The following is a 13,459-nucleotide window of genomic DNA, read 5'->3' as shown; positions in this document are numbered from 1 at the left end:
TTCATCATGGATTAGATGACGGTAGATATCCCCTTTTCGTTATGACCTTATTTTATCCGTGTATAACTATCGTCTGAAGCCTCTGTTACGAATGGACTGAGCGTATTCATGTAGTACAGATGCAATTCATGCATAGCTCGTGTACACGCAGTATAGAACAATTTTCGCTCATTATTTTTACTATATCGATCTGATGAAGCATCAAAAATGATAACTGCATCAAATTCTACACCTTTTGCCAAATAGGCTGGAATTACAATAGCACCGCCTTCAAACACCGATGTCTCTTTGTGAACGAGCCGAATAGATAACTGAGATGCCAGCATCTTGTGCGCTCGCTTGCTTTCCGCTGTTGTTTTACAAATTACAGCTATAGACTCATAACCTTCTTGCTGCAATTGGCTTATTTGCGCCACGATACGCGAAGATAGCTCTGCTTCATCTGATACATACGTTACAGTTGGCTTATTGCCATCGCGATTAAACGGCTCTATTTCCTGTCCACCTTCTATAAACTGACGCGTAAATTCAATAATCGGTCTTGTGGAGCGGTAGCTGCGAGCCAAAATAATCATCTCTGTCTCATGTTCGTCATAATGTGCCAGCATTTCCTGCAGTCCATTGCTCATACCAGTATGTGTGAATATCGCCTGATTGAAATCACCCAGCACCGTTAGTTTACTACGCGGAAACATACGACGAATGTAGAAATATTGATACGGCGAGTAATCCTGCCCTTCATCAATAAATACATGTCGTATATTCGTATTCACCTGTACGCCTTCCAGTCTGCCCTGCAAATCAAGGAACGGAGTAGCATCCTCATAAGGCATAATGTTACCCTTTAACCTCGAGAGCGTATCGCTTGCTATTCGAGCCCATTCGGCAGGTCGTTCTCCATCCGAGCACAACTGTTCCATAATGGCACCATCTTCAAATAATTGCGTATAAATACGCGATAAATCAAGGAATTCTAACTGCTTAACCATTTTGCGTAAAGGCTTGAAATGTTCCTGTACAAGTTTAGCAACTAGTAAATTCCGTTCCGCGTCAAAATCATCAAACGCTTCTTCATCCTCATGCTTGCCGCGTCTACGTTTCAGCTCTTGATGCGCCCATAAATAGTCTTCTTTGTCCAATAGCTCAATAGCATCCTCAACCCAAGTCTTGCTCCGTTCCTGCTTAGCAATGTCCGTTAGTCGCTTAAGGATCCAGTCTTTCACAATTTCAATCCGATTAGGCACAGAATAGGAGCTCTCTAGAGAATAGAAGTACTCCCTCATTTCCAAGCCTGTAATAATAACTTTATCGTGGAATGTCAAATCCTTAAATTTCAGTCCTTGCTGACTAAGGTAATCAACATATCGCTTAATAACAGCCAAAAATGCCGCAGACGACTTGTAATGGATACCTTGCAGGCGAGCAGTATATTCAGGCTTGTTCATCGCAGAATACTCGTACTCCAACAATGTAAATGGATCTTCGACGACATATTCGTTTTGTAGACGATGCTCTAAAAACTCCTGATACGTCACTTGCTGCATATTTTCCTCACCAAGTTCAGGCAATACGGTCGAAACATAATGATTAAACATCGGATTCGGTGAAAATAGCACGATCTGCTCCGCTTGTAGCGTCTCTCGGTAACGATAGAGTAAATACGCAACGCGCTGAAGTGCCGCAGATGTCTTTCCGCTTCCTGCTGCTCCTTGTACAACAAGCAGTCGGCTGTGCTCGTTACGAATAATACGGTTCTGTTCTCGCTGAATCGTAGCGACAATGCTGCGCATTTGGGAATCTGCCTGCTTACCTAGTACTTCTTTTAATAGTTCATCACCGATTGTAACACCCGTATCAAACATACTTTTAATTTGCTCGCCACGAATAATAAATTGACGCTTCAACGCCAATTCTCCACTAATCGTACCATCCGGCGTCTTGTACTCGGCTTTACCTGGTGGATAGTCATAGTACAAACTAGAAATAGGAGCCCTCCAATCATAGATCAAAAACTCCATTCCTTCGTCGTCCAACAAAGATCCCGTGCCGAGATATACCTGTTCTGCCTTCAACTCGCCCTTCTCTTGAAAATCAATCCGACCGAAGTAAGGAGATTGCTGCAATCTTTGCAATATTTTCGCCTGCTTATGAGCGCGTCTGTAGCTTCGCTCACGCTCTGACAAAAGCTCAGCTTGCTGCTTAATACTAGCTGCCGTTTCTGCCTCTTCGCTCGCGTCTTCCATATTCACCGTAACGTCGTCCCAGAATGTTTGGCGGATGCTAACAACGTCCCCTTTTACGAACTTGAGCTCATCCTGTAAACGGTCTAGACGGTCGTCTATACATTCGAGCACACGCACCACTCGCGATTGTTCTGCCTCAAATTGGTCATGATTGGTAGTCATTCCACCACTCCTTATATACATATAATCAAATTGTGTTGACAACAAGAATTGATCGTGATAAGATATGATTAGGATAAAAATGATTACATTTATTATCCGATTAATGAATAAAATTATCTTAACATAATTTACAGTTTCATTCAATCCATTCGGTTGGATTTTTTGTGTGCTCATATAATTAGATAACAACTTACAGCGGTGACATAGCGTCCCCGTTTTTTTAATGCCCATTTTCGCACAAATAAAAAAGCCATCCCTCAATCAGTCCATTGTCCAACATCAGGATAGCTGCTGTCATTCATTTTCAATTCAACATTTATCACTAAATAAGAGGTAAGCTGTCCAAGTTATTAGTTGGGTCTCCATCGGCATCACCACGGATATACATCTTTCCATTTCTCCCTTTAAAAACATTAGCACCTGCTATTTCACCGGTTTGAACAGCCTGTAACGCTTGCTCATAACCAAGTACTCGACCACTATTCGTTTGGAAAGCAGTTAGATCACCATCACCATTTTTCTGAACAGCAACAAAAGATTCTCGCTCATTCATCTTACGCAGCCCCTTCACATATCTGTAATGGCGAACGATCAACTGCCCTCCCGATCTTGTTTAACATCCTATATGAAGCAGCCAATCATTCACATATGGTTAGCATACCTTTAGAATGAATCACATATACACTTGTTCGTCGCTACAACTTCTTCTCCATGCGAACATGTAAAATGCCCGCATCATAAAAAGGCTCTTCCGAAATCGTTACATAACCAAGTGATTGATAAAACCCTTCTGCTTGACACTGAGCATCTAATACACTACGCTCTACCCCATGTACACGAGCAGTTTGCTCCATCCCTAACACGAGTACACGCCCAATACCTTGCCCACGGTATGATTTACGAACAGCGATTCGCTGCATCTTTGCTGTAAGCTCATCTAACAGTTTAATGCGGCCTGTAGCTATGTATTCCCCTTTTTGTTGCAAGAGCACATGATAGGCAGGGGCCTCTAATTTATCATATTCGTCGCACTCTTCCTCAACCGGAACTTGCTGCTCTTCTACAAACACTTCCAATCTTATCGCAATACATGCTTCCAATTGCTCTTGTGTTTTTACTTCTAATAGCTCTGACGTCATTATTCGGCACCTCCATTAATCAGGAAACATCATTATACAAAAAATTGGATATCATGTATAGTTATATTGACACGAATTTTACCAAATCATCCCGGAGGTTCGAACATGGATCCAATTACCGCTACCATAGTTGCCGTCATTATGATGGTAATCGGCATGATTACCTTATTGCTAGTCGTCACACGTAAAGCCTATTCGAGAAGCTGGGATAAATTCAATCCAGATACATGTAATCTCCCAACTACAACCGAGCAAGCAGAGCAATCGAACAGCGCTCCTCCTCAGCATAATCAACATGTTAAATCATAATTTTATCACTTGATCACCATCACCACTTACGTGGTTCACGTTCACAACTAATAGGTATGAAGAACAAATAACCTCGAAGATCGCCATGTAAGAGCATCGATTTTCGAGGTACATTTTTAATTTTTAGCTTTCATCTTGTATAAACTACGGTTGATACACCTCTTCAGGAATAACTATTTTTCCATATACCTCTTCATATATAGGAACTCTAGTCTCCTGCATATCCCAAACTTCTTCTTTCGCCCCTGGTTCAACCATAAGCAAACTCGTGCATCCTGACATTATAACAACAAGAACACCCGTCACCACGTATGTGACAGCTCGTTTACGCACATCCGATACATTCATCAAGCTAACCTCCTCGATAAATCTACCGACAGTGTACCCGCGTCCGCCTGTCCATAAACCCTGCTCCAAATAAATTTGAACGATAACCGAACCTAACTGGGACACTCTTGTGCCTTAAAATATATATAAAGCCGACTCAACTTTCTGGGGATAAATAAGAAAAAACCCTTGTTGCAACAAGGGTTTGGGTGTATGAATTTGGTGATCTGAGACGGGTTCGAACCGCCGACCCCTACCCTGTCAAGATAGTGCTCTCCCAGCTGAGCTATCAGATCGTTGTATATCATCATCCATATGAAATACTTACCAATAATATAACAAGCAATATTGCTAATGTCAACGCATATAACAGCCATTATACGACCTTACACAATCCATCCAATTTATAGCTGTGGCAGCTGCCAATCAATCTCAGGCTCACCCCACTCACGAAGTTTGGCATTGATTTTCGAATAAGGCTTGCTCCCCATAAATCCACGATGAGCCGACAAAGGACTCGGATGCGGTGATTGAACAATAAAATGCTTCTTCTGGTCTATCATTTTCGCCTTCGCTTGCGCGTGACTGCCCCAAAGGACGAAAATAATAGGTTTCTCACGCTCATTCAACAGCTCAATTACGCGATCGGTAAACTGTTCCCATCCCATACCTTTGTGTGAAGCAGCTTGTCCAGCACGCACCGTTAAAACCGTATTCAACAGCAGCACTCCTTGTTCCGCCCAAGAAGTCAACGAACCATGATTCGGCATCGTTATACCTACATCTGACGCACCTTCCTTAAGCATGTTCAACAGCGAAGGTGGAATCCGCACACCAGGGCGTACTGAAAAACTTAATCCATGCGCCTGTCCGGGGCCGTGGTAAGGATCTTGTCCAACGATTACGACTTTCGCATCTTTATATGAAGTTAGTCTGAATGCTGTAAACAATTGATCATAAGGAGGATAAATTTCTTCTCGCTCGTACTCCCCCTTCAACCACGACCATAGTTGTTTAAAATATAGCTTGCGGACTTCATCATGCAGCATTTCTGACCAATCGTTATCGACCTTCATAGCCATTTCTATTCCTCCCTATCAAGTTAAATGGATTTTCATGTCAATGAACTAAAAAACCCCTTCCGCTTCGCGAAAGGAGTTTAGCCAGTCCATATTCAATGCTATATTCATAAGTAGCGCTAAAAGGTTATGTAATGGTGCCGAGAACCGGGGTCGAACCGGTACGGTAGTCACCTACCGCAGGATTTTAAGTCCTGTGCGTCTGCCAATTCCGCCATCCCGGCATATAATAAGCACTAACTCGTAAAATATATGTTGAACTATGGTGGGCCCTGAGGGACTCGAACCCCCGACCAATCGGTTATGAGCCGACCGCTCTAACCAACTGAGCTAAGGGCCCCTGATTGCCACAAGGGTATATGATTGCTTTGGTTGCGGGGGCAGGATTTGAACCTACGACCTTCGGGTTATGAGCCCGACGAGCTACCGAACTGCTCCACCCCGCGTCATCATTTCTTCCATCGCGTCGTTCATCAGCGACAAGTAATACTATACTACATCACACATGTTCAGTCAACCATTTATTTAAACTTTTTTTAAAACTAAAAATTTGAATGAAATTTCACCACATTATAGCCCCATTACAACACGAATCTTACCCCATATTTCCCACGACGAGAGCGATAAACCTCAATATCTTGAGGCGTACTGTAGCCATATAGCCACGCATCATGCTCCAGACGCTGCTGAAGCACTCGAGCCTGAAATTTCGTATCGTAAAGCTTTCCCCAATAGATCCATTGCATGTTCATACATCCTTTCCTTACTCATACTCACTCATCTCAGATCTTGAATGGATATGCTCCTATCATGTAAGACCCAGCATCAAAAGTCAGTAACTATTAGGCATGATTTAACTCTTTATATTTATCATAGAAGTAATGTACCCCATTTCATGCATTTCCATGAACAAATAGTCACTGCGAACTCGCAATATTCGTTTTCGATAGGAGCACAATATAAAAAAGGCATGCCATAATTGGCACGCCTCTCTCATCTTTAGCGATATACCCCACCTGGAACACCTTCTGGTTGGATAGGAACCCCATTTTTAATTTTTTGCAGCATTTCGTTACCTTTTGTTTCCCACTCTTTTAATGCATCCTTCGTCGTTTTCTTACCAGTAATTATTTCATTGAACAATTGCTGAGCAATGGAATCTACTTGGTGCAAATCCGACTTCGTTTCATACAGTTCTTGATTGACTAAAGAAGGTATTGCAGGCTTTACATTATAGAACGCTGCGATATTGTAATTCAGACCTTCTTTAGGCTTGATATAAGATTTACGTGTAACCATTTCATAGCTCGTGCTGCGGCTGCGAACTTTAGCCCACTGTTCACCATTTACATATTGAATAAAGCTCCATGCATCATCAGCATTTGGTGCTTTTGCATTAATGGAGAAAATGTTGTTAATACTAATCATGCTTGAAACACCAGGTACCTCAGAATGATGCGGAACGGTTACCACATCCCACTCAAACGGCTTGAAATTCTTAATCTTGCCTGCATTACGAACAGCACTCGCAAGGTCGCCATTCATGTAATACATATCTGTAAGCATCATTGCAACTTTTCCAGATAAGAACTGATCATGAGCAAAAGGATTATCCTCTTGCTGCTGACCATCCATCATCATTGCATCTTGCGTAGGGATTACTTTATCTTTGTATAATTTGGCTACTTTATCCCATGCTTGTTCCCAATTAGGCGAGTTGACAAGCATTTTTTCAGCTTTGTTATCAAACGTCTGCAACTGAAGTGGGCTCATATACGCATAGCTCATGGAATAATACGAATCACCCGGGTAACGATCAAATGCGAAACCATACGTTCTGTTTTTGCCTTCCCCTTTACTTACACGCTGCGCTAATGAAAACACTTCATCCCAAGTCATTCCGTCCTTAGGCAATTCTACCCCAGCATTTTGGAACAACTTTTTATTGTAAACCAGAGCGCTAGAATTAAAGGTAGGCGCTAAGCCATAAACACTACCATCTCCCATTGCCTTAATACCATCTTGTACAGCAGGCACGATATCAGAAGTGTCAAACTTATCTTGTACAATACGCTCATCCAATTTCGCCAACATGCCATCTTTAGATAGTTGACGGAAGCTTTGTGTATCGGAAATAACAACATCGACAGCATTAGCACCTTCTAATACTTTTTTCCAAGATTCTTTCATCGAAGGCTCTTTCTTTTTCGGATCATTATTATTTTCAAATCTGCGATCCTCGTAGTTAACCGCAGGAACAAGCTCGATACGAACATTCGGATTCGACATTTCGAACGCTTCTACATACTGTTGTCTAAACCAACTGTCATCTCCACCGCCATAAGGAACAGCAATACGTAATACACGCTCCTGTCCAGGAGGAACCGCTTCCTCTTTCTTCGTACATGCAGCCAGCATTGGCACGATCATCGTCAATGCTACTGTCAGCATTAACGCCTTTTTCACCCATGATTTCTTCATCTCTGTTACTCCCCCAATTGTCTAGGTGTGCGGATAATAATCTTATCGCCATCCAATTCCATCGATGCTTTATCGTTGATACTCAACGCTTCTAAGTAGTCTTTTGGCACTTGCAAACGACCCACACGATCCACAACAACATATGCTTCATGTATCTCTTGCAAACCTTGGCCTACTTCATCCAACCCTGGATTACGCTTAATGAACTCTGTACTTGTTAAACCATCACGAATAGCTACTACACGATCGACTTTACCAGCTATGGACAAGTCGTGCGTTACGATAACAACCGTAACGCCCAATTCTTTATTCATTTTACGGAAAATGTCCATAATCAGATCAGAAGTTTGCGTATCAACTGATCCTGTCGGCTCATCTGCGAGCAATAACTTAGGTTTGTTAGCAAGAGAGATTGCAATTGCAACCCGCTGCTGCTCTCCACCTGATAGCTGCTGTAGCTTGTTATTTAAGCGATGGCCGAGACCTACCCATTCTAGCAACTGCTTCGCATAAGCCCGGTCCAATCGCCCCGACAGCATCATAGGCATTTCTACATTTTCCAGTGCTGTTAAGTACGGCAATAAATTACGGGCATTATTTTGCCAAATAAATCCAACTGTATCTCGTTTGTATTTAACGAGCTGATCATCGGTTATTTTTAATAAATTCCATTCCCCAACTTGGATCGTACCAGCTGAAGGACGATCCAAGCCACCTAGAATGTTTAGAAATGTAGATTTACCACTACCACTGTTTCCGATAATGGCCATCATTTCGCCTTCCTTAACGGTTAAGTTAAGTCCTTGCAAGGCGACAACTTCCAAATCGTCCGTTTTGTATATTTTCACTAGACCTTCGCAATGTATCATCGTTTAACGCTCCTCTCCCATCTTCACGGCTTGATGCACGCGTAGACGACGAATATGAACAAAGAGAAGGGAGGCGCCCAATAGCATCATGACACCGACAACCATATACAATTGCGTCGTATCCTTCGAATCAAATATAATGCGGAACGGTGGCACCTGCATTTGTGCATCTGTCGTGCTTTGCAAGAATGGAAGGAACAAAATACTTGCAAACTTACCTATCAGAATACCCAGACCAATTGATAGCCCCGCCGTAAAGATTTGCTCCAACAGAAGCATACCTGTAAGCTGGCGGCGTGATAGACCCATTGCTCGTAGTACCCCGAACTGCACGACCCGACCCGATAAATTAAAGAACCAATACAAAATATAACCAATAAGTGAAACGATAATCGATATTAGGAAGCCTAGACTCAAAATACCGAACACTCCACCTCTCGTTGGATGCTTGCTCTGACTAGCCAATTCTCCTTTCGTATCTCTTATAGAAACGAGATCGATTTGCTCTTTTTGCAGCGCATCTACAATTGGCTTCGTTTTGGCTCCATCCTTCATCTTCAATAGAACATCGTAAGGAATCGTACCAAGCTGATCATAAACATAATCTAAGTTCACGATATAAAATGGCATTTTCGCAGGATACTGCCCTGGCCAATAAGGTAATGTAGCGACAACTACCAGCTCCAGCTCTTGACCATTAACGGTTAAGGTAAGTGGATCTCCAGGGTTTATTTGATACTGCTTCGCAATACTTGTTGGAATAATGACAGCCGATTCCACATGTTTGCCCAGCGCATCCAAATATAGATTAGGATGCAATGGGTACATATCTTCACGGAACCACGCAACTTTAGCAAAATCGACATTGTCGATACCGACCAAGTTACCAGAACCAAGTGAGCTGCCAGCTGAGAGAACATTAGCTTTCACCTGCATCACTCTCGTTGCCGCCTCAACTCCTGGCAGTCGCTTAAATACTCCGAATGGAGGCTCATTGTATATAATTTTGCCCTGTGGCTGCTGACCTTGACCTCCTCCACCTTCACCCGGAGGTCTGCCACCACCACCACCTTGGCCGCCACCGCCACCTTGGTTTCCTTTGTTCGCATCAGGATCTCGCTCTTGATAACTTTCAAACACCGGTGTAATGACAACATCAGCAACATGCTTATACAAAATTTGCTCTGTTGAGTTCACATCGATCGTACGTGCAGCTGATGAATTATATACACCAAGGCCGAGCGTCAAAATAAGCAAGATCATTAGTGGATAATAAGCTGTAGACGAGCGTGAAAGTTGGGTCAATGTCAAATACAACGGTACAGGGAGCAATTTCCCGCCAATCCATTGAATAAACTTTAGTATCCATGGGAATAAACGTAGGAAAAACAACCCTGATGCAAATATCGCAATTGCGGGTACAAAGAATAAGAATGGCTGTACTTGCAATTGATCAGCGCTCATTCCTGTCTGGAAAGACAGCATTTGCTGCTGACTGGATAAATAATAGCCATATCCCGCAACACCTAGCAGCAATATGTCTAGGAACCAACGCTGCCAGAACGGCTTTCTGTCGGAACGTGCCAGCTTCTGCTTCAAGTTAACAATCGACGAGCGCGCGAAAATAACAGCAGGAATAATACTCGCTAATAATGCAATAATGACTGCTACAACTCCGAAAATAACGGCATCTGTTGTAAAGCCGACCGGTATAGACTTACGATTGACGAATTCGAGGAATCCGTTTGCCGAACCGATAGACTTAGCCATAAACCAACCTACGAATGGAGCAATAGCAAGAGCTATACCGCCAAGAATAATTCCTTCTATTAAATAAAGCATAATGATTTGGCGTGTACTTGCTCCACGGCTTCGCAGTACTGCAATATCACTTTGCTGCTTTTGCAGAGATTGATTGGCATTCATCGCAATAAAGTAAAATACCATCGCTATCATCGGCGCAGCTAATGTAAGTAACATCATTTGAAGCTGAATACTTTGACTACGGAATTCTTCCAGCAGCTTCTCAAAGGAAAGCTCGATCTTCGTATCTTTGAGCTGCTGATTCAAATCAATCTTCATACGTTCTAGGGTACGACTCAAATCAGTAATTTGACTCGTCTGGATATCACGCAGATCAAACGCATAGTACCAGTTTGATTGATTGATCGGAATTTGCATTTCTTTCAAAAGCTTGTTTTCAAATATGTCGGGGGCCACGTACAGCATGTTAACCATGCTGTCAAATCCTTGATACCAATACGGATCAGTATCTTTCAATGGCTTAAATGTACCTACGATCTTCACTTTCACGATTGATTCGGTACCACCGGAAACTGGGTATTCCAACACAGCACCGATATGCAAATCATTGCGATACATCGCGTCTTCCAACATTACTACTTCTATCGGACTGTCTGGTGCCGATTCTTTGTATGTACGACCGTTCGTCCATTCAATTTTATCCTGCAATCCATCCATCGACGCGATCGTCATCGTCCGAATTCGACTCGCATCTACCTTTGTTGGATCTTCTGGATAAACTTCTGTCGCTCTAAGCGACTGTGTCCTGACGAACACTTGTGAAGGAAACCCTATTTTTTCTTTCACATCTTTTTTGATGTATTGGTCAACTGACTGCAGCGCATTTAAGTCGGTCTTATCAGCACCGCTTACTTGATAACGCATCAGCAGCGAACCAGCTGGAAGTGATTGGCTATTATCTACAATCGACTTGCTGACAACGCGTTTCAATGCGCCATCCGAGTACATCGGGATACTAACTGTAAAAGAAATTGCGACGAGCAAGCCGAGCAATGTGCTAAGTGTCATCCAGCGTGTATTCCACATTTTGCGGAACAGGAATCTAAGTAATGGAATCCCCATTAATTACCTACCACTTTCTGACCAGGCTCTAAGCCTCTCAAAATTTCAACTACCGTTGGGTTTTCCTGTCCAACCTCAACATCTACTTCTCGCTTCGTTCCATCTGACTCTACGACTTGCACATATTTACGCGAGCCAATCTTACGAAGTGCTGAGTTTGGAATGACAACTGCATTTTCTTTACGGCTCTTGATAATGTTGACACCAAGACTTGTACCGCGTTGAACATTGGCTGGGAGCTTATCGACCTGCACGATGACAAAATCCTCTAGTTTCTCTTTCTTCGTACCATTACCGCCTTGTCCACTATCTGGTTGATTTGGCTGATCGGAGCCGCTAGAACTGTTTGGATTCGGAAGTGCTTTGATTTTACCCTTGATCGGCTTGTCATGTCCGTTAATTTTGACTTCAGCTTCCATACCTACCACAACATCTTCAAGTTCGTCTTTGGATAACGTAACAGCTATTGTCAGCGTAGAAGTATTGGCAATAGTCGCAATGGGATCATAGGCTTTGGTCTGATTCCCCTTCTGCCCATACAATGCAACGATAGAGCCTGAGAAAGGAGCACGGATCGTAGCCTTGCTCAAATCCTTCTCCAAGTCTGCTAGATCTTGTTTTTTCTGCTCATAATTCAGCTGCAGTTGTTCAAATTCGAGTTCATCCATTTCATCGCGCGTGCGCAATTTTTCTTTCATCGCATATTCTTCTTTGCGAAGATCGAATTTATTGTTGCGGATGTTCTTCTCAATATCCTCAGTTTCAAAAACGGCGATAACTTGTCCCGCTTTAACCTTGTCACCATTTTTCACAAGTACATCCTTAATTCGCTTGCCGTCTACAGAGAAATACACATGTTCCTCCTGCTGCGACATAATCTTACCACTTGCGCTTAACTGATTGGTTAGCGTTTGCGTTGTAACTTCATGCTCAGGCTTCTTCGAGATCGTTGGCGGTGTAATTACTGGCAATGCCTCTTCTTCCTCTTCAGCAGGCAGAAGCGAGCAAGCAGAAGTGAACAGTAATGTACTGGATATAGCAATTAACATCCAGCGTTGTAGACGTCTGCTGCGAGATCGTTCTGAATTAGGAGACGAATTTTCCGTCAACCATTTCGTATACATGATCGGCTACCTCCATTATTGTTGGATCGTGGGTTGTCATACATATGGAAATGTTCTCAGTCTCGATAATTTGCTGAAACACACCCATGACCTGAGCAACCATTTGCGTATCAAGCTCAGCTGTAGGCTCGTCTGCCAACAGCAGCAAGGGCTTATGCGCAATTGATTTTGCTATAGCAACACGCTGCTGTTCACCACCTGACATCTCAAATGGACGATGATACATGCGTTTACCAAGCCCTACAAGTTCAAGACAATGCTGGGCTCTCGCTTTCCACAAATGTCGAGGGATGTTGGCCATCCTTAATGATAATTCTACATTTTCATACGCAGACAATAGCGGCATAAGAGCAAACGCCTGAAAAATAAATCCAACATCATCCCGGCGGGCACGAGTGCGCTTATCATCGCTCCAAGCGGATAGCTGTTCGCCACGGAACCATATTTCTCCGCTAGTAGGTAAGTCTAGTCCGCCCAACATGTTAAGCAGCGTCGTCTTACCCGATCCTGAACGGCCCTTCAACATGACAAGCTGACTTTGCATAACTTGCATATTTATGCCTTTCAAGACATGCAGTTTTTGGCTGCCCACGTCAAATATTCGCTCAACATTACGCACTTCAAGCAGCGGCTGATCAGGTGCTAACGTCACCTTACGCTGCGGCCACTCTTTAGTCGAATCTTTGATTTTGATGTCTGCTGTTACATTCGCTTTCGCTTCCGCTTCAACTTCTGCCTCTATCGTTGGTTGCTTCTCTGTATCAGCACTTGAGACATCTGGCTGCTGTTGCTGCTTTTTCTTGAGCCGAAGTTTCTTCAGCAATGACTTTGCCCCCTCTC

At 43.1% G+C, this 13,459-nt stretch carries 12 protein-coding genes and 4 tRNA genes; 1 reads left to right on the top strand and 15 read right to left on the bottom strand.

What is annotated here, in order from left to right; genetic code table 11:
- Nucleotides 1–47: 47 nt before the first annotated feature.
- From helD to IFO66_RS00675, 3 genes are all read right to left on the bottom strand, one after another.
- Nucleotides 48–2,405: an RNA polymerase recycling motor HelD gene (helD, locus tag IFO66_RS00685; RefSeq protein WP_192023285.1), complete on the bottom strand. Its 2,358-nt coding sequence runs from the start codon at nt 2,403–2,405 to the stop codon at nt 48–50.
- Between the two features lie 322 nt (nt 2,406–2,727).
- Complete coding sequence (locus IFO66_RS00680; protein ID WP_192023283.1) at nt 2,728–2,958, bottom strand: DUF3892 domain-containing protein; 231 nt, start codon at nt 2,956–2,958, stop codon at nt 2,728–2,730.
- A gap of 142 nt (nt 2,959–3,100) precedes the next feature.
- Complete coding sequence (locus tag IFO66_RS00675; RefSeq protein WP_192023281.1) at nt 3,101–3,544, bottom strand: GNAT family N-acetyltransferase; 444 nt, start codon at nt 3,542–3,544, stop codon at nt 3,101–3,103.
- A 105-nt stretch (nt 3,545–3,649) separates the two neighbouring features.
- Between IFO66_RS00675 and IFO66_RS00670 the strand changes: the two genes are divergently transcribed.
- Nucleotides 3,650–3,853, top strand: a complete 204-nt coding sequence (locus IFO66_RS00670; RefSeq protein ID WP_192023279.1) for a hypothetical protein — start codon at nt 3,650–3,652, stop codon at nt 3,851–3,853.
- A gap of 144 nt (nt 3,854–3,997) precedes the next feature.
- On the opposite strand, the gene IFO66_RS00665 is transcribed toward IFO66_RS00670, so the two are convergent.
- From IFO66_RS00665 to IFO66_RS00610, 12 genes are all read right to left on the bottom strand, one after another.
- Nucleotides 3,998–4,201 carry a hypothetical protein gene (locus IFO66_RS00665; protein WP_192023277.1) on the bottom strand — a complete coding sequence of 68 codons (204 nt, stop codon included), beginning with the start codon at nt 4,199–4,201 and terminating at the stop codon, nt 3,998–4,000.
- A 199-nt stretch (nt 4,202–4,400) separates the two neighbouring features.
- Nucleotides 4,401–4,476 (bottom strand) — tRNA-Val (locus IFO66_RS00660).
- Between the two features lie 108 nt (nt 4,477–4,584).
- Nucleotides 4,585–5,262, bottom strand: coding sequence for a uracil-DNA glycosylase (locus IFO66_RS00655; RefSeq protein WP_192023276.1), 678 nt, complete (start codon nt 5,260–5,262; stop codon nt 4,585–4,587).
- Nucleotides 5,263–5,394: 132 nt separating this feature from the next.
- Nucleotides 5,395–5,483 (bottom strand) — tRNA-Leu (locus IFO66_RS00650).
- Nucleotides 5,484–5,522: 39 nt separating this feature from the next.
- A tRNA-Ile gene (locus IFO66_RS00645) sits at nt 5,523–5,599 on the bottom strand.
- Nucleotides 5,600–5,628: 29 nt separating this feature from the next.
- Nucleotides 5,629–5,705 (bottom strand) — tRNA-Met (locus IFO66_RS00640).
- Between the two features lie 135 nt (nt 5,706–5,840).
- The gene (locus IFO66_RS00635; protein ID WP_192023274.1) at nt 5,841–6,005 is read right to left on the bottom strand and encodes a hypothetical protein; all 165 of its coding nucleotides are present in this window, start codon (nt 6,003–6,005) and stop codon (nt 5,841–5,843) included.
- 253 nt (nt 6,006–6,258) lie between these two features.
- The gene (locus IFO66_RS00630) at nt 6,259–7,740 is read right to left on the bottom strand and encodes an ABC transporter substrate-binding protein (RefSeq protein WP_192023272.1); all 1,482 of its coding nucleotides are present in this window, start codon (nt 7,738–7,740) and stop codon (nt 6,259–6,261) included.
- A gap of 5 nt (nt 7,741–7,745) precedes the next feature.
- On the bottom strand, nt 7,746–8,609 hold the full coding sequence (locus tag IFO66_RS00625) for an ABC transporter ATP-binding protein (RefSeq protein ID WP_192023271.1): 864 nt from the start codon (nt 8,607–8,609) through the stop codon (nt 7,746–7,748).
- A 3-nt stretch (nt 8,610–8,612) separates the two neighbouring features.
- Nucleotides 8,613–11,495, bottom strand: coding sequence for an ABC transporter permease (locus tag IFO66_RS00620; RefSeq protein ID WP_192023269.1), 2,883 nt, complete (start codon nt 11,493–11,495; stop codon nt 8,613–8,615).
- Complete coding sequence (locus IFO66_RS00615) at nt 11,495–12,619, bottom strand: efflux RND transporter periplasmic adaptor subunit (RefSeq protein ID WP_192023267.1); 1,125 nt, start codon at nt 12,617–12,619, stop codon at nt 11,495–11,497. Before IFO66_RS00615 ends, IFO66_RS00620 begins: the two co-directional genes overlap by 1 nt.
- Entirely contained in the window at nt 12,582–13,307 is a 726-nt protein-coding gene (locus IFO66_RS00610) for an ABC transporter ATP-binding protein (RefSeq protein WP_420488640.1), read from the bottom strand. Before IFO66_RS00610 ends, IFO66_RS00615 begins: the two co-directional genes overlap by 38 nt.
- Between the last annotated feature and the right edge of the window lie 152 nt (nt 13,308–13,459).

It is taken from the genome of Paenibacillus arenosi, assembly GCF_014841135.1.
Lineage (GTDB): Bacteria > Bacillota > Bacilli > Paenibacillales > Paenibacillaceae > Paenibacillus_B > Paenibacillus_B arenosi.
The sequence above is the reverse complement of the archived record's forward strand: the minus strand, read 5'-3'. Positions and strand labels throughout refer to the sequence as shown.